Origin of the sequence: Stappia indica (genome assembly GCF_001696535.1) — a bacterium.
Lineage (GTDB): Bacteria > Pseudomonadota > Alphaproteobacteria > Rhizobiales > Stappiaceae > Stappia > Stappia indica.
Genome location: NZ_MBQE01000006.1, coordinates 155185 through 171528, shown reverse-complemented (window position 1 = coordinate 171528; position 16344 = coordinate 155185). Strand labels below are relative to the sequence as shown.

Sequence of the window (16344 nt, the reverse complement as noted above, 5' to 3'; positions counted from 1 at the left end):
AGGCTATCGATGTCGGGGAAGGGCGAAGCGCGGCCGGCGCGCGCCGCCACGCGGTCAGGCGTAGCGGCGGGTTTCCTCGCGGCAGATGCCGAGCAGCGCGTCGCTGACGGCGCGGCGGATCTCGGCGAGCGAGAAGGGCTTGGTCACCACGTCGTGGATCAGCGCGTCGAGCCCGTTGGCGCGCTCGCGCTGGTCGGCAAAGCCCGTCATCAGCAGGATCGGGATCTCGGGATGGTCGCGTGCCGCGATCAGGGCGAAGGCGATGCCATCCATCACCGGCATCTTGATGTCCGACAGGATGAGATCGAAGGCACCCTTTTCCTTCGCCAGCGTCTCCGCCGCCGCCGCACCGTCTTCCTGGGCGACCACGGCATGGCCATCCAGCTCGAGCGCGCGCTTGACGAAGCTGCGAACGGCGTCGTCGTCTTCGGCGATCAGAATGCGAGCCATGTCCCTCTCCGTTCTTCAAGCATCGGCGTGCTAGGCCGGGGCGTCCTGGACGACGTGACCGATGAACGGGAGCTGGCGCCACTTGTGGCCCATGTCCATCCCGTAACCGACCACGAACTTGTCGGGACACTCGAACCCGACATAATCCGCAGAAATGGCGGTTTTGCGGCGCATCGGCTTGTCGAGCAAGGCGGCGATGCGCACAGAGCCTGCGCCGCGTTCGATGAGTCGGTCTCGCGCAAAAGCCAGTGTGCGACCGCTTTCCAGTATGTCATCCACGAGAATCACATCCCGGCCGGCCACATCGCTCTCCACGTCGCGCAAAACGCGGATTTCCCTTGACTCAGTGCCCGCGCCGTAACTGGACAGATGGATAAACTCCATCTCCGGGGCAAGACCCGCCCGGTGCATCGCGCGCACCAGGTCGGCGGCGAACATGAAGCTGCCCTTCAGCACCGCCACCACGAGCAGTCGCCGCGGCTCGGTGGCGGCAACCTGCCGGGCGATCTCCTCGACCCGGGCCGCAATGGCCGCCTCGTCGTAAAGGGTACGAATCTCGACGCTTTCGCTCATTTCAGCCTGGCCTGCCGTTGTTCGCGCTCCACGAAGCGCACCTGGATGTCCGCCGCCAGGTCGGGCGGAGCCGACAGGCGGGTGCGAAACCGCGTCGTGCCACCGACATCGAGCCGGCGCAAGCGCGGTTCCATGGTCCAGGCATAGATTTCCTGCGCATCCTCGCTGCGCAGGGCCAGGCGAATGGCGGGCACGGGCATCGGCTGCCCCTCGACATTGGCGATCGTACCCTCGATCACCAGGACGATCGAGCCGTCCTCGATCTCCCGGAAGGTGCGCAGGTCGCGGAATTCGAGGCCGCGCAGGTTGACGTCAAGGCCGGCAAGCTGGAACAGGCCGGCGAGGTCGGGCATGCGCGCGACGATGGGCGTGCGGAACGTGACGGCCAGCGCGCACAGGGCGATGGCGCCGGCGAACATCATCATGCCGACGACGCGGCGCGGGCGCACGCGGCGCACCTGCTGGCCGGCGGCGGACAGGATCCGTCGAAGGATCGGCTCGCTGGAGCGTGGCTTGATATGGATCTTCGGCTTGCGGGCAAGGCTCTCGATGTCGATCGTCTTGGCCGCGTCCGCCTCGGCGGAGGCCGCGGCGTCGGTGGCCACGGGCAGGGACGAACTGCCGGGCGATGCCGCGTCCTCGTCCGCAAACCCGTCGCCGTCGTCCGTCGATGCTTCGTCGGCGTCGAGCATGGAGGAGAAAACGTCCTTGCCCTCGTCCTCTTCCGCCGTATCGGTCTCGTCGCCATCCGGTTCGCTGTCGTCGCCGGCAGCCTCCGACAGCGCGTCTTCCCATTCGTCGGCGGGATCGGCGCCGGCTGCCTCGCCGGCCTCGGCCATTGCCGGGGCCCTGGCGCGCGCGGCTTCGCGGTCCGCGACTTCCTCGCGCTCGGGCAGCTCGGTCTCGATGGAGGCGGTGTCGGGCGTGGGGACCGCATGCCAGCGGGTGCCGCAGCGCGCGCATTTCACGTCACGGCCTTCCGGCCCAAGGGCCGCAGGGGTGACCCGATAGGCGGTTGCGCAATCCGGACAGGTTATCTTCATTGTGGAAGCGGCCTCGTCTTGCCCACAAATACCGGCCGGAAAGGCATGGTCGACATCCGGTGAAGCCGGCTCGCGAGACGGGCAGTGTCGGCCCGAGACCGTAAACACGCCGCAAACGGCGAGACATTGTTTTGTCCCGCCGGCCGCTTGCCGGAGTTTTCGACCCCATGACGCCCGGATATCGTTAATGAAGCGTTAATGCCAAAGCGATAGTGTCCGGCCAACGTGTTAACGAGAGGTTGCCGTGATCCGATTCGAAAATGTCGGTCTGCGCTACGGCATGGGGCCGGAAGTCCTGCGCGACCTGACCTTCGAGATCAGGCCGCAGTCATTCCAGTTCCTCACCGGTCCGTCCGGTGCGGGCAAGACCAGCCTGATGCGCCTGCTGTTCCTGTCGCTGACGCCGACGCGCGGGTTGATCCGCGCCTTCGGCAAGGACACATCGGCGCTGAAGAAAAGCCAGATCCCGGCGCTGCGCCGGCGCATCGGCATCGTGTTCCAGGACTTCCGCCTGCTCGAGCACCTGACCACCTACGAGAATGTCGCCCTGCCGCTGCGCGTCATCGGCCAGGAGGAGAGCCAGTACCGCTCCGACGTGGTGGAACTGCTGAAATGGGTGGGCCTCGGCGAGCGCATGCATGTGCTGCCGCCGGTCCTGTCGGGCGGCGAGAAGCAGCGCGCGGCCATTGCGAGGGCGCTGATCACCCGGCCCGAGCTGCTGCTGGCCGACGAGCCGACGGGCAACGTCGATCCGCCGCTGGCGCGGCGCCTGCTGCGGCTGTTCATCGAGCTGAACCGGCTCGGCACCTCCGTGGTGATCGCCACCCATGACCTTGCCCTGATGGAGCAGGTGGACGCGCGGCGCATGGAACTGGGCGAAGGACGGTTGCAGATCCATGACTGACGACGACAGGACACAAAGGGCCGGCCCGGCAGGGGGCGCAGGAGGCGAGGGGCGCCGCAGCGCCCGGCCGGCGGCCGGCGGCCGGCCTGCCGCATCCCGTCGCCCCAAGGCCGGCGCCAAGACGCGCAAGCGCGGCGCGCCGGACGAGCTGCGTCCGTCGGCGCCGATCGTGCCGCCGCAGGCCGTCGCCGGGCGTGCGCTGACGCTGGTGGTGGCGATCATGAGCTTTCTCGCCTGCCTTACCGTGGGCGGGGTGACCATCATCCATGAGGCCGCGAGCGCCTGGTCCAACGACCTGCTGCGCGAGGTGACGATCCAGATCCGCCCGGCGGAAGGGGTCGATATGCTGCGCGAGATCGAGAAGGCGACGGCCGCCGCAAAGGCGCAGGCCGGCGTCGGCGCCGTGCGCGCCCTGTCCGACCAGGAGACGCGCGAGCTGCTGCAGCCCTGGCTCGGCGCGGGGCTGGAGCTGGAAAGCCTGCCGGTGCCGCGCCTGATCCAGGTGCAGGTGTCGCAGCCGTCGGTCTTCGATCTCGCCGACCTGCGCGCCGCGATCAGCGCTGAGGTGAGCCGGGCCAGCGTCGACGATCACAGCCTGTGGACCAGCCGCCTGGCGGCCATGGCCAACGCGGTGGTGCTGGGCGGCCTTGCGGTGCTGTCGCTGGTGCTCGGCTCGATGGTCCTGTCCGTCGTCTTCGCGACGCGGGCAGCGATGGCCGGCAATCGCGACGTGGTCGAGGTGCTGCATTTCGTCGGTGCGGAGGACAGTTTCGTTGCCCGGGAGTTCCAGCGCCACTTCCTGCTGCTGGGCCTGCAGGGCGGCCTGGCCGGTGGCGTTGCCGCCATTCTCGTGTTTCTGGTGCTGGGCTTTCTCGCCGACGAGCGCACCGGCCTGCAAGGCCTTGCGCGCTCCATGGACATGTTCGGCGGCGTGTCGGTGGGGGTCGGCGGCTATCTCGGCGTGCTGGCCATCATCTTCCTCGTCACGGTGCTGACGGCCGCGACCTCGCGCCTTGCGGTGCGCGCGCATCTGCGCCGGATCGAATAGGGCGGGCGGGGCTTCCCGCAAACGCCTATCGGACACAAAAAAGCCCCGGCCAGACGGCCGGGGCTTTTCTTTCGTGCGGAGCGGCGGGCCTCGAAGGGGCCGCGCCGGACCTGTGTCTTATTCGGCGCTCTGGCTGGCAGCGGCAGCCTGCTGCTCGGCTTCCTTCGCGGCCTTGGCAGCAGCGAGATCGGCCTTGATCTCGTCGTTCAGGCGACGGGCGCGAACGTTGGTCGCCTCGACGATACGGGCGGACTTGCCGCGACGGCCGCGCAGGTAATAGAGCTTGGCGCGACGGACCTTACCGCGACGCACGACCTCGACGCCCTCGAGCATCGGCGAGAAGATCGGGAACACGCGCTCCACGCCTTCGCCGTAGGAGATCTTGCGGACGGTGAAGTTCTCGTTGATGCCGCCGCCGGAGCGGGCGATGCACACGCCTTCGTACGCCTGGGTACGGGTACGGTTGCCTTCCGTCACGCGCACGTTCACGCGGATCGTGTCGCCGGGAGAGAAGCTCGGCAGCTTGCGCTGGGCTTCGACCTTCGCCATTTCCTCGGCGTTGAGCTGTTCGATGATGTTCATGGCACTACCTTTTGGTTCGTGTCGGTCAGAGCGTCCGCTGACGGTCGAGCCGTAGGGGCGAATTCACCGCGTTTTTGGCCTGGCCGGACGCATCCGGCCGCGGAATTCGGGTCGAGGCATCCCGCGTGCGAGAGGCCGGTCGCTTGCGCCCGATAGCGGAGCAAAGGCAAACGACAAACGGCACGGCTCGCGCCGGCAGGCGCCCGAGTGGCCGCTGTCTAGCGCAACTCGTCGCGTTTGTCATGCCCTTTTGCGCCCGTTCGGCGCAGAAACCTGCGCTTCAGCTGTCGGTGAAGCGCTGCCACAGGTCGGGCCGGCGCTCGCGGGTCAGCCGCTCGGCCTCCTCGCGCCGCCATCGGTCGATGCGGGCATGGTCGCCGGAGGTCAGGATGTCGGGGATGGTGCGCCCCTCGAACTCGCGTGGCCGGGTATAATGCGGATGCTCCAGCAACCCGGTCTCGAAGCTTTCCAGAGCTCCGCTCTCGGCATTGCCCATGACGCCGGGCAGCAGGCGGACGACCGCATCGAGCAGCACCATGGCAGCCAGTTCGCCGCCGGACAGGATGTAGTCGCCGATGGAGACTTCCTCGAGGCCGCGCGCCTCGATCACCCGCTGGTCGATGCCCTCGAACCGGCCGCAGACGATCACCGCGCCCGGCCCTTGCGCCAGGTCGCGCACCCGCGCCTGGTCGAGCGGACGGCCGCGCGGGCTCATCAAGAGGCGCGGCCTCGTGTCGTCGGCGGGGCTCGCCGCGTCGATGGTAAGGGCAAGGATATCGGCGCGCAGGACCATGCCCGCGCCGCCCCCGGCCGGGGTGTCGTCGACGGAGCGGTGGCGATCTGTCGCATGGTCGCGGATCTGGTGAAGCGCCAACTCCCAGTCGCCGCGCTCGAGCGCCCGCCCGGCCAGCGACGTGCCGAGGGGGCCAGGGAACATCTCGGGATAAAGGCTGAGGATCGACGCCCGGAACGTCATCGCATACTCCCTGAATCGGCAGGCCGTCGGCCTTTTGGATCACTCTCGCAACCCCCGCTTAAGGCTTTCCCGTGTAGCAAGGAAGGCCCGATCCCCGGAGATCTTCATGTTGCAGCCGGTTGCCCGCCTTGCCGAACTCGTCCGCGCCCTGGTGCAGCGGCACTATCTCGACCTGTCGGCGGCGCGCGTCTGGCCGCTCTGCGTCCTCGTCGTCTACGGGATCGTCGCCGGCTTCATCTACAATCCGGGGATGGACCATCCTTGGGACAAGCTGCAGCATCTCGTCTTCTTCGGCCTGTTGACGCTGTCGATCCACGCCTTCTTCTGCTGCCGCTTGCGCATCTCCGCCGGCATCGCCGCGGGGCTGGGGCTGACGGCGGAGCTGGTGCAGGCATTGGTGCCCCATCGCGAGTTTTCGCTGGGCGACATCGCGGCGAACATGCTCGGCGTGACGCTGGTCGTAGCCGCGATCATGCTGCTGCGCCTCGAGGTGCATGCCGCACTGTCGGGCAGCCCTTCGTCCGGCGAACAGGATGACGAGACGGCGGATGCGGCGCAGGCTCAGCCGGTCGCGTCGTCCTCGGGGCGCTCGCGCCCGTCCTGATCGGCTTCCTCGCCCGTGCTCTCCGGCACCACGACGGTCACCTTGCCGCCGGCCAGATCGACCTCCGGCACCGCCTCGCGGGTGAAGGGGACGTAGAAGGACGGCGCACCGTTCGGGCGGATTTCCACCAGCGTGCCGGCACCGAAGTCGGGCAGGGCGACGATCTTTCCGAGGGTTTCCCCCTCCGGCGTCACGGCCTCGAGGCCGAGCAGGTCGGTGTGGTAGAACTCGTCCTCGTCATCCAGCTCCGGCAATGCGTCGCGCGGGATGTAGAGATCGAGGCCGTTCAGCGCCTCGGCGGCATTGCGGTCGTCGACGCCCTCGAAGCGGGTGACGACCATCGCCTTCTGCAGGCGCGCGGATTTCACCACCAGCCGGCGCTTGCCGTCGGCGGTTTCCAGCGGACCGTAATCGCAGAAGGACAGGGGATCGTCGCCGAAAGGCTTGACGCGAACCTCGCCGCGAACGCCGTGGGCGGCGCCGATGCGGGCAATGAGAATGCGATCCTCGCTCACGCGGCAGTGCTCCTGACGGGGGAGGCGGGGCGGCAGTCCCCGATACATGTCATTCGAGACCGGCGCCCTTCATGAGGGCACCGCGGTCCCGTGCCGGGCCGATCCGCGCAACGACGCGGACCCGGCGGACCCGCACCGCAGACGGCGCGGGTCCTGAAGGTGCATGAAGGCAGTGCGCCGATTACTCGGCAGCAGCTTCCTCGCCGCCGGCAGCAGCCTCGGCCTCGGCCGCAGCGGCCTCCTCGGCAGCCTGGCGCTTGGCTTCGGCGCGCTCCTTGGCCTTGGTGCCCGGCTCGGCCTTCTTCGGGTTGCTGCGGGCTTCGCGGCTCAGAACGCCGGCGGCATCCAGGAAGCGCAGGACGCGGTCGGTCGGCAGCGCGCCGTGGCTCATCCAATGCTGGATGCGCTCGACGTCGAGGACGATGCGGTCGGCATTGTCCTTCGGCAGCATCGGGTTGTAGAGGCCGACCTTCTCGATGAAGCGGCCGTCGCGCGGCGAGCGGACGTCGGCAACGACGATGCGGTAGAACGGACGCTTCTTGGCGCCGCCACGGGCGAGGCGAATTTTCAGGGCCATGGTAGTCTCCTTTGGTACTTCAGTGCGACGCCGGGATCAGCGGCGAATGGCTTCATGGTGACGGATCACTTCCTTGACGATGAAGTTCAGGAATTTCTCCGCAAAATCGGGATCGAGATTGGCGTCCCGGGCAAGTGCGCGCAGCCGCGCAATCTGCCGTTCCTCGCGCGCCGGATCGGCGGGCGGAAGACTGTGGGTGGCCTTGAGCAGGCCGACCTTCTGCGTGCACTTGAAGCGCTCCGCAAGCATGTGAACGAGTGCGGCATCGATGTTGTCGATGGAGCCGCGCAGGCGCAGCAGCTCGTCCATCGCGGCAGATGCCGGTTCGAGGATTTCCTCGGCGCTGTCGGTCATTTCTTCTTCCCCCGTCCCAGACCCGGAAGGCCGCCGAGACCGCCGGGCAGCTTTGCCCCGCCCAGTCCGCCGAGGCCGCCAAGGCCACCCAGACCGCCCAGCCCGCCCGGCAGGCTCGGCATCTGGCCGGGCATCTGTCCCGGCAGCTGACCGGACTGGGCCATGCGCTCCAGTTCCTTCGGATCGATGTTCGGCATGCCGCCGCCGGGCATGCCCATGCCGCCCATCATCTTGCCGAGCAGGCCCTTGCCCTTGCCCATCTGCTTCATCATGTCGGCCATCTGCCGGTGCATCTTCAGCAGCTTGTTGACGTCGGCGACATCGACGCCGGAGCCGGTGGCGATGCGCTTCTTGCGGCTGGCCTTGAGCAGGTCGGGCTTGCGGCGCTCCTGCGGGGTCATCGACTGGATGATCGCGACCTGGCGCTTGATCACGCGGTCGTCGATATTCGCCGCGTCGAGCTGCTTCTTCATCTTTCCGACGCCGGGCATCATGCCCATGATCCCGGACATGCCGCCGAGCTTCTCCATCTGTCGAAGCTGCTCGGCAAGGTCCTCGAGGTCGAAATTGCCCTTCTGCATGCGGGCGGCCATCTTGGCCGCCTTTTCCTGGTCGAGCTCGCGAGCCGCCTTCTCCACCAGCGAGACGATGTCGCCCATGCCGAGAATGCGGTCGGCGATGCGCGCCGGGTGGAATTCCTCGAGCGCGTCGGACTTCTCGCCGGTGCCGACCAGTTTGACCGGCTTGCCGGTGACCGCGCGCATGGACAGCGCCGCGCCGCCGCGGCCGTCGCCGTCCATACGGGTCAGGACGATGCCGGTGATGCCGACACGCTCGTCGAAGGAGGTCGCCAGGTTCACCGCGTCCTGACCGGTCAGGCTGTCGGCGACAAGCAGGATCTCGTGCGGATTGGTCGCTGCCTTGATCTCGGCCATCTCGACCATCAGCGGCTCGTCGATATGCGTGCGGCCGGCCGTGTCGAGCATGACAATGTCGTAGCCGCCGAGCCGCGCCGCGGTCATGGCGCGCGAGGCGATCTGCACCGGCGACTGGCCGGCGACGATCGGCAGCGTGTCGATGCCGGTCTGCTCGCCGAGGACCTTCAGCTGTTCCTGCGCCGCCGGGCGGCGGGTGTCGAGCGAGGCCATGAGCACCTTGCGGCGCTCGTTCTTCGTGAGCCGCAGGGCGATCTTGGCGGTCGAGGTGGTCTTGCCCGAGCCCTGCAGGCCGACCATCATGATGGCGAAGGGCGCGGCCGCGTTGAGATCGATCGGCTCGCCCGCACCGCCCAGCATCTCGACGAGCTGGTCGTGGACGATCTTGACGACCTGCTGGCCCGGCGTAACGGACTTGAGGACTTCCTGGCCGACGGCCCGGGTCCGCACCTTGTCGGTGAAGGACTTGACCACGGGAAGCGCGACGTCGGCCTCGATCAGGGCGCGCCGGACCTCGCGCAGCGCCTCGGAGACATCGGCCTCCGACAGCGCACCGCGCCGCGTCAGCTTGTCGAGAATGCCACTGAGGCGATCTGACAGACTTTCGAACATGCCGTCTCCTTAACTGTCTTCGAGGCAGCGGCTGCCGCCGCGTCCGTGTCCCCCGGGCGGGACGAAGCGCGATCCGCAAAGCGGTGTGGCACCCGAGGGCGCATCGCGCTGTCGGGTGTGAACCTCCGGGATCTCTTTATACCTTTGCGGGTCCCGGGCGGCGGATCGTACTGTCGTCACTCTTTCGGAGTTGACGGGCTGATACCCGCAAACGCCAGCGAAAGTCAAGGGAGCCGGCGCCTTCCTGAGCAAAACGCCGCAAGCGCGGCAGGCCCGCGCAAAACGTCGCATGCGCGGCAGGACGGCTCACGGGTAGTCGCGCGAGCCGAAGATCGCCGACCCGACGCGCACATGGGTGGCGCCGACGCGCACGGCGCTCTCGAAGTCCGAGGACATGCCCATCGACAGGCCGGAAAGGCCGTTGCGTTCGGCGATCTTGCGCAGCAGCGCGAAATGCGGGCCGGGCGTATCGTCTACAGGAGGGATGCACATCAGGCCGAGCAGCGGGAGGTGCAATTCGTCCCGGCAGAAGGCGACGAAATCGTCGGTCTCGCCGGGGGCGATGCCGGCCTTCTGCGGCTCCTCGCCGGTGTTCACCTGGATGAAGAAGCGCAGGTCTCGTTGCTGTTCGGCGCATTCGGCCGCGAGCGCGCGGGCGATCTTCTCCCGGTCGAGCGTGTGGATCACGTCGAACAGCGCAACCGCGTCCTTCGCCTTGTTCGACTGGAGCGGCCCGATCAGATGCAGCTCGATGTCGGGAAACTCCTCGCGCAGCGCCGGCCACTTTCCCTGGGCTTCCTGCACGCGGTTCTCGCCGAAGACGCGCTGGCCGGCGGCGATCACCGGGCGGATGGCCTCGGCGTCGAAGGTCTTGCTGACGGCGATCAGCGTGACGGAGCCTTCCGCGCGCGCGCCGTCCTGCTCGGCGGCGGCGATCCTGTCGCGGATCCCGGCGATCCGTCCGGCGGCATCCGTTGGGGTCGGTTCTGCGGCGTGCGGGGACATCTTGCTGCCTCTTCGTGCTTTTGCGGGCGGGTTGCTGCCATGGACATGCGACGGGCGCCGCGCGAATGCAAGTCCCGGACCGGTCGCGGGCCGGCAGGATGCGCAGGGCGGGCCTTGCCGGTTGACCGGGCCGGCGATTTCTGGTGACAGTCGCGCCACATCATTTCTTTTCACTGCAACGAGCGAAGCACACGAGATCATGGCGACGGAGCGCTACAACGCCCGCGAAGCGGAAAGCCGCTGGCAGAAGGTCTGGGACGAGGCGAAGGTTTTTGCCACCCGCAACGAGGATCCCCGGCCGAAGTATTACGTGCTCGAGATGTTCCCCTATCCGTCGGGGCGCATCCACATGGGCCACGTGCGCAACTACGCCATGGGCGATGTCGTGGCGCGCTACAAGCGGGCGCGCGGCTTCAACGTGCTGCATCCGATGGGCTGGGACGCCTTTGGCATGCCGGCGGAAAACGCCGCCATGCAGAACAAGGTGCATCCGCGCGACTGGACCTACCAGAACATCGCGACGATGCGCGGCCAGCTGAAGATCATGGGCCTGTCGCTCGACTGGGAGCGCGAATTCGCGACCTGCGACGTCGAGTACTACACCCAGCAGCAGCACCTGTTCCTCGACTTCCTGAAGGCCGGCCTTGCCTATCGCAAGAACTCCAAGGTCAACTGGGACCCGGTCGACATGACCGTGCTGGCCAACGAGCAGGTGATCGACGGGCGCGGCTGGCGCTCCGGCGCCCTGGTCGAGCAGCGCGAGCTGACCCAGTGGTTCTTCAAGATCTCCGACTGGTCGGAAGAGCTGCTGTCGGCGCTCGATACGCTGGACCGCTGGCCGGACAAGGTCCGCCTGATGCAGAAGAACTGGATCGGCCGGTCCGAGGGCCTGCGCGTGCGCTTCGCCTTCTCGACGCCAGCGCCGACCGGCGACACGTCGCTGGAGATCTTCACGACCCGGCCGGACACGCTGTTCGGTGCCTCTTTCATGGGTCTGTCGCCGGACCATCCGATCTCGCGCAAGCTCGCCGAGAGCGATCCGAAGATCGCGGCCTTCATCGAGGAGTGCCGCCGCATCGGCACGTCCGCCGAGGCCATCGAGACGGCCGAGAAGATCGGCGTCGACACCGGCCTCACGGTCGTCCATCCGCTCGATCCCTCGATCACGCTGCCGGTCTACATCGCCAACTTCATCCTGATGGACTACGGCACGGGCGCGATCTTCGCCTGCCCGGCGCATGACCAGCGCGACCTGGACTTTGCCCGCAAGTATCACCTGCCGGTGCGCCCGGTGGTGCTGCCGAACGGGGCGGATCCGGAGACGTTCGAGATCCGCGACGAGGCCTATACCGACGACGGCACGATCTACAATTCCTCCTTCATGGACGGAATGGCGATCGCCGATGCCAAGGAAGCGGTCGCCGCGCGGCTCGAGGCGGAGATGCTGGACGGGGCGCCGCAGGCGCAGCGCCAGGTCAATTACCGCCTGCGTGACTGGGGCATTTCGCGCCAGCGCTACTGGGGTTGCCCGATCCCGGTCATCCATTGCGACGATTGCGGCGTGGTGCCGGTGCCGGTCGCCGACCTGCCGGTGCAGCTACCTGACGACATCGACTTCGAGAAGCCGGGCAATCCGCTCGACCGTCACCCGACCTGGCGCAATGTCGCCTGCCCGACCTGCGGCAAGCCGGCCCGGCGCGAGACGGACACGATGGACACGTTCGTCGATTCCTCGTGGTACTTCGCCCGCTTCACCGATCCGCGCGCCAAGACGCCGACCGACAAGGCCGTCGCCGATGCGTGGCTGCCGGTCGACCAGTATATCGGCGGCATCGAGCACGCGATCCTGCATCTGCTCTATTCGCGCTTCTTCGCCAGGGCGATGAGCGTGACCGGGCATCTGAGCGTGAAGGAGCCGTTCCGCGGCCTGTTCACGCAAGGCATGGTGACGCACGAGACCTACAAGGCGCCGGGCGGTGGCTGGGTCTCGCCGGCCGAGGTGCGCATCGAGGGCGATGGCGAGGAGCGCAAGGCGTTCCTCATCGAGGGCGGCGATCAGGTCGCCATCGGCTCCATCGAGAAGATGTCGAAGTCGAAGAAGAACACCGTCGACCCCACCGACATCATCGAGACCTACGGCGCCGATACCGCCCGCTGGTTCATGCTGTCCGACAGCCCGCCCGAGCGCGACGTGCAGTGGACCGAGGACGGCGTGCAGGGCGCCTGGCGCTTCATGCAGCGCGTCTGGCGCCTGATCTCCGAGATCGGCGAGAGCGTGCCGCAGACGGCGCGTCCCGATGCGTTCGGCGAGGCGGCCATCGCCCTTCGCCGCGCCACCCACAAGGCGTGTCAGGCGATCTCGGCCGATATCGAGGCCCTGTCGTTCAACCGCGCCGTCGCCCGCATCTACGAGTTGGTCAACACCCTGTCGCGGGCAGCGCAGGGCGGGGACCACGGCGAGGACATGCGCTTCGCGCAGCGCGAGGCGGCTGCCTTCCTGGTGCAGATGATGGCGCCGATGGCACCGCATCTGGCCGAGGAGTGCTGGCAGGCGCTCGGCCACGAGGGCATGCTGGCGACGCAGGGCTGGCCGGAGATCGAGGCGGACCTGCTGGTCGAGGCGACCGTCACCCTGCCGGTGCAGGTCAACGGCAAGAAGCGCGCAGACCTCGTCGTCTCACGCGAGGCTTCCAAAGAGGAGGTCGAAGCGGCTACCCTGCAGCTCGAGGCCGTGCAGCGCGCGCTGGACGGCAAGCCCGCCCGCAAGATCATCGTGGTTCCGCAGAGGATCGTGAATGTCGTCGTGTGACCATCAGCACCCGCAGCAGCCTGCCCGCCGGCGGACGCTCGCCGTTCTCGTCATGGGGGCGGCGCTGCTGGCCGGCGCCTGTCAGGTCCGCCCGCTCTACGGCACGATCGGCGGCCCCGGCGGATCGACGCCGGCCGTGACCACCGAACTGGCGGCCATCGACATCGATACGGTCGAGACCGCCTCGGTGGAAGATCTCGACCGGGTCGGCCAGGTGCTGCGCAACGAGCTGATCTTCGGCTTCCGCCGGGGTCGCGAGGGCGGGGAGCCGCGCTACCGGCTGCGGATCCTGATCGACCGGCCGCTGAACGAGGTCGGTGTCGAGCGGCTGGCCGACGTGCCGTCCGCCTATACGGTCACGGTCAACGCGTCCTACGTCCTGAGCGAGATCGGCACCGGCCGGACGGTCACCACGGGCCGCGCCTTCGGCTCCGCCTCCTTCGACTTCTCCAGCCAGCGCTTCGCCAACCTGCGTGCCGAGCGCGACGCGGAGGACCGGGCGGCGAAGATGGTTGCCGCCGACATCCAGACGCGGCTTGCCGGCTTCTTCGCGTCCCGCGGCTGATCCGCGATGGTGGCGCTCAAGGCCGGCGAGATCGACCGTTTCATCGCCGATCCGCCGGCCGACGTCTCCCTGATCCTCGTCTTCGGGCCCGATACCGGGCTCGTGTCCGAACGTGCCCAGGCGCTGGTGACCCGCGCCTCCGGCGGCGTCGACGATCCCTTTTCGCTCGTCCGTCTCGATGCCGGGGAGGTGGTCTCCGATCCGGCACGGCTGATCGACGAAGCCTCCACCGTGCCGCTGTTCGGTGGGCGCCGCGTGGTGTGGCTGCGCGACGGGGCGGGCAAGAACCTGACGCCGGCCGTCGACCCGCTGTTCGGCGAGCAGCGCGCCGAAAGTGCGCTGGTGGTCATCGAGGCGGGTGACCTCAAGAAGGGCACAGGCCTTCGGGGCAAGTTCGAGCGCGACCGCAAGGCGGTGGCGATCCCGTGCTACGGCGACGAGGCGCGGGATCTGGAGCGCGTCGTCGACGGCGAATTGCGCGAGGCCGGCCTTGCGATCAGCCGCGAGGCGCGGCAGGCGCTGATGGGATTGCTCGGCGCCGACCGGCTGGCGAGCCGCGGCGAGGTGCGCAAGCTCTGCCTCTATGCCTATGGCCGCGAGCGCATCGACCTTGCCGATGTCGAGGCGGTGATCGGCGATGCCTCGGCCTTTGCCGTCGACGAGTTGATCGATGCGGCTGCGCTCGGCGATCTCGGCAAGCTCGACCACGGGTTGGAGCGCCTTTCGGCCAGTGGTCAGCGCGCGGACATGATTGCCTCGTCGGCGCTCCGCCATTTCCAGTTTCTCGCCCGTGCAAGGGCAGAGGTCGACCGCGGCGTGCCGCCGGCCCGCGTCGTCGAGCAGGCGCGCCCGCCGATCTTCTACAAGCGGCGGGACCTCGTCTCGCGCGAGCTGTCGCTGTGGTCGGGAGAGGACCTCGCCAAGGCCGGCGAACGACTGGCGGATGCGGTGGCGGCGGCGCGCAAGTCGCCGGCGCTGGCCGAGGCGCTGGTCGGCGACGTGCTGCTGACGCTCGGCCGGGTGGCGCGCTCGCGCGCCCGGCGCTGAGCTCCTATCCCTCTTTTTCCGTTCGGTTCAGCCGGTCTGGCCGGGGATCTTGCGTCCCGTGCGCATGATTGGGCCGCCGTGCTTGTGTGCCGGACGCGGGGCCTTCGGGCCGCCTGCGGTGAGCGGACGCTCGGCATATTGCCCGTGCACCCGGTGACGGTCGTAGAGCACGATGGCGCCGGCAATCGCGATGTTCAGGCAGAACTTCGTCGGGATCTTGATGATGTGCTGGCAGGCCGCCTGCAATTCCGGCGAGAGCGAGCCGCGCTCGGGGCCGAGGATATAGGCCGCCTGCAGCGGATGCATGAAGCTCGGCAGGTCGACCGCTTCTTCGGTCAGCTCGACGCCGACCAGCTGGCAGCCCTGCGGCAGGTCCATTTCCGCGATGGAGGGCCAGTGGAACAGCGGCAGGTGGCCGGTGCTCTTGGAGGTATCGGACGCGGGAGCCTTGCGGATCCGCTTGTCGGCATCGACGGTGAAGAAGAAGCTTGCTCCGAAGGCATGCGCCGAGCGCATCAGGTTGCCCAGGTTCATCTGCTTCGAAATGCCTTCCGCCCCGACGGCGAAGTAACCGCGCATGGTCCTTGCGACCTCCTTGTCGTTGTGCCCGCGTACGGCCGGGCAACCGTAGGTGACCGGAGATAGCGGCTGGGCGCCGCCCTGACAAGATTGACGAGCCTGGCGGCTTTCCCGGGCCCCGATCCCGTGCTAGGCGAACCTTGGGGAAACATTGGGGGAAACTTGTGTGAAAGCCGTTTTGTGCGAACGCCTCGGCGCGCCCGAGGATCTTGTCCTGCGGGACATCGAGATGCCGTCGCCCGGGCCGGGCGAATTGCTGGTGGAGGTGAGCGCGGCGGCGCTCAACTTCTTCGACACGCTGATCATCCAGGGCAAGTACCAGTTCCGCCCGGAGCTGCCGTTCTCGCCGGGCGCCGAGTTCGCCGGCCGGGTGCTGGAGACGGGTGAGGGGATCGAGGCCTTCGAGCCGGGCGACCGGGTGATGGGCTATGTCCGCTGGGGCGCGGTGCGCGGCGCGGTGATCGCCACGGAGGACGATCTTGTCGCCCTGCCGGACGAGGTCTCCGACGAGGCGGCGGCCGGTCTTTCGGTCACCTACGGCACCTCGCTGCATGCGTTCCGCGACCGGGCGCGGCTGGAGGCGGGCGAGACGGTGGCCGTGCTCGGCGCTTCGGGCGGCGTCGGCCTTGCCGCGGTTGAGATCGCCAAGGCGATGGGTGCGCGGGTGATCGCCTGCGCTTCCAGCGCCGAAAAGCTGGAGCTGGCCCGCGCCCATGGCGCCGACATCCTGGTCAACTATGCGGAAGAGGACCTGAAGGCGCGGCTGAAGCAGCTGACCGACGGCTGCGGCGTCGACGTGGTCTACGATCCGGTGGGTGGCGAGCTTGCCGAGGCGGCGCTGCGCGCCACCGGCTGGCGCGGCCGCTATCTGGTCATCGGCTTTGCCGCCGGCGAGATCCCGAAGCTGCCGCTCAACCTGGTCATGCTGAAGGGCTGCGACGTGCTCGGCGTGTTCTGGGGCGATGCCATCGTGCGCGAGCCGGAGGCGCATCGCGACAACATGGAGCAGCTGCTCGCCTGGATGCGCGAGGGGCGGATCCGGCCGCACCTGCATGCGGTCTATCCGATCGAGGAGACCGCAAGGGCGCTGCGCGAGCTTGCCGACCGCAAGGTCCAGGGCAAGGTGATCATCCGCCCGTAAGGCTGAGGTCGGGCGCTGGAGGCGG

The 16344-nt window shown here is 68.2% G+C and carries 18 protein-coding genes; 7 read left to right on the top strand and 11 right to left on the bottom strand.

What is annotated here, in order from left to right; translation table 11 throughout:
• Window positions 1-54 precede the first annotated feature (54 nt).
• Genes BBX35_RS20875 through BBX35_RS20865 form a run of 3 tightly spaced genes read right to left on the bottom strand, consistent with a single transcriptional unit; the run spans window position 55 to window position 2066 of the window.
• Window positions 55-450: a response regulator gene (locus BBX35_RS20875; protein ID WP_067224282.1), complete on the bottom strand. Its 396-nt coding sequence runs from the start codon at window positions 448-450 to the stop codon at window positions 55-57.
• A gap of 30 nt (window positions 451-480) precedes the next feature.
• Window positions 481-1023, bottom strand: a complete 543-nt coding sequence (gene hpt / locus BBX35_RS20870; RefSeq protein ID WP_067224280.1) for a hypoxanthine phosphoribosyltransferase — start codon at window positions 1021-1023, stop codon at window positions 481-483.
• On the bottom strand, window positions 1020-2066 hold the full coding sequence (locus BBX35_RS20865; protein ID WP_067224279.1) for an MJ0042-type zinc finger domain-containing protein: 1047 nt from the start codon (window positions 2064-2066) through the stop codon (window positions 1020-1022). Before BBX35_RS20865 ends, hpt begins: the two co-directional genes overlap by 4 nt.
• 244 nt (window positions 2067-2310) lie before the next feature.
• Between BBX35_RS20865 and ftsE the strand changes: the two genes are divergently transcribed.
• Both ftsE and BBX35_RS20855 read left to right on the top strand, forming a co-directional pair.
• On the top strand, window positions 2311-2970 hold the full coding sequence (ftsE, locus tag BBX35_RS20860; protein WP_067224277.1) for a cell division ATP-binding protein FtsE: 660 nt from the start codon (window positions 2311-2313) through the stop codon (window positions 2968-2970).
• Window positions 2963-4018: a cell division protein FtsX gene (locus BBX35_RS20855; protein WP_067224276.1), complete on the top strand. Its 1056-nt coding sequence runs from the start codon at window positions 2963-2965 to the stop codon at window positions 4016-4018. Before ftsE ends, BBX35_RS20855 begins: the two co-directional genes overlap by 8 nt.
• A gap of 117 nt (window positions 4019-4135) precedes the next feature.
• Here the strand turns inward: BBX35_RS20855 and rplS are convergent, their stop codons facing one another.
• A complete protein-coding gene (gene rplS / locus BBX35_RS20850; RefSeq protein WP_067224274.1) occupies window positions 4136-4600 on the bottom strand; it encodes a 50S ribosomal protein L19 in 465 nt (154 codons plus the stop codon).
• 280 nt (window positions 4601-4880) lie between these two features.
• On the bottom strand, window positions 4881-5576 hold the full coding sequence (gene trmD / locus BBX35_RS20845) for a tRNA (guanosine(37)-N1)-methyltransferase TrmD (protein WP_067224272.1): 696 nt from the start codon (window positions 5574-5576) through the stop codon (window positions 4881-4883).
• Window positions 5577-5682: 106 nt separating this feature from the next.
• Between trmD and BBX35_RS20840 the strand changes: the two genes are divergently transcribed.
• A complete protein-coding gene (locus BBX35_RS20840; protein ID WP_067224269.1) occupies window positions 5683-6180 on the top strand; it encodes a VanZ family protein in 498 nt (165 codons plus the stop codon).
• Here the strand turns inward: BBX35_RS20840 and rimM are convergent.
• The 5 genes from rimM to BBX35_RS20815 all read right to left on the bottom strand — a co-directional run bounded on the left by rimM (window position 6138) and on the right by BBX35_RS20815 (window position 10178).
• Window positions 6138-6695 carry a ribosome maturation factor RimM gene (gene rimM / locus BBX35_RS20835; protein WP_244271685.1) on the bottom strand — a complete coding sequence of 186 codons (558 nt, stop codon included), beginning with the start codon at window positions 6693-6695 and terminating at the stop codon, window positions 6138-6140. The genes BBX35_RS20840 and rimM overlap by 43 nt on opposite strands.
• Window positions 6696-6876: 181 nt before the next feature.
• Complete coding sequence (gene rpsP, locus BBX35_RS20830) at window positions 6877-7272, bottom strand: 30S ribosomal protein S16 (RefSeq protein WP_067224266.1); 396 nt, start codon at window positions 7270-7272, stop codon at window positions 6877-6879.
• Window positions 7273-7308: 36 nt separating this feature from the next.
• Window positions 7309-7626: a chorismate mutase gene (locus tag BBX35_RS20825; protein WP_083202341.1), complete on the bottom strand. Its 318-nt coding sequence runs from the start codon at window positions 7624-7626 to the stop codon at window positions 7309-7311.
• Complete coding sequence (gene ffh, locus BBX35_RS20820) at window positions 7623-9173, bottom strand: signal recognition particle protein (RefSeq protein WP_067224264.1); 1551 nt, start codon at window positions 9171-9173, stop codon at window positions 7623-7625. Before ffh ends, BBX35_RS20825 begins: the two co-directional genes overlap by 4 nt.
• Before the next feature lie 306 nt (window positions 9174-9479).
• The gene (locus tag BBX35_RS20815) at window positions 9480-10178 is read right to left on the bottom strand and encodes a YggS family pyridoxal phosphate-dependent enzyme (RefSeq protein WP_067224262.1); all 699 of its coding nucleotides are present in this window, start codon (window positions 10176-10178) and stop codon (window positions 9480-9482) included.
• Between the two features lie 199 nt (window positions 10179-10377).
• On the opposite strand from BBX35_RS20815, the gene leuS reads away from it, so the two are divergent.
• The 3 genes from leuS to holA are packed head-to-tail and all read left to right on the top strand — an operon-like array spanning window position 10378 to window position 14599.
• On the top strand, window positions 10378-12987 hold the full coding sequence (leuS, locus tag BBX35_RS20810; protein WP_067224261.1) for a leucine--tRNA ligase: 2610 nt from the start codon (window positions 10378-10380) through the stop codon (window positions 12985-12987).
• Complete coding sequence (gene lptE, locus BBX35_RS20805; RefSeq protein ID WP_067224259.1) at window positions 12974-13552, top strand: LPS assembly lipoprotein LptE; 579 nt, start codon at window positions 12974-12976, stop codon at window positions 13550-13552. Before leuS ends, lptE begins: the two co-directional genes overlap by 14 nt.
• A 6-nt stretch (window positions 13553-13558) precedes the next feature.
• Window positions 13559-14599 carry a DNA polymerase III subunit delta gene (gene holA, locus BBX35_RS20800; RefSeq protein WP_067224257.1) on the top strand — a complete coding sequence of 347 codons (1041 nt, stop codon included), beginning with the start codon at window positions 13559-13561 and terminating at the stop codon, window positions 14597-14599.
• A gap of 27 nt (window positions 14600-14626) precedes the next feature.
• On the opposite strand, the gene BBX35_RS20795 is transcribed toward holA, so the two are convergent.
• Complete coding sequence (locus tag BBX35_RS20795; RefSeq protein WP_067224256.1) at window positions 14627-15178, bottom strand: RNA methyltransferase; 552 nt, start codon at window positions 15176-15178, stop codon at window positions 14627-14629.
• Window positions 15179-15344: 166 nt separating this feature from the next.
• On the opposite strand from BBX35_RS20795, the gene BBX35_RS20790 reads away from it, so the two are divergent.
• The gene (locus BBX35_RS20790; RefSeq protein ID WP_067224254.1) at window positions 15345-16319 is read left to right on the top strand and encodes an NADPH:quinone oxidoreductase family protein; all 975 of its coding nucleotides are present in this window, start codon (window positions 15345-15347) and stop codon (window positions 16317-16319) included.
• Window positions 16320-16344: the final 25 nt, after the last annotated feature.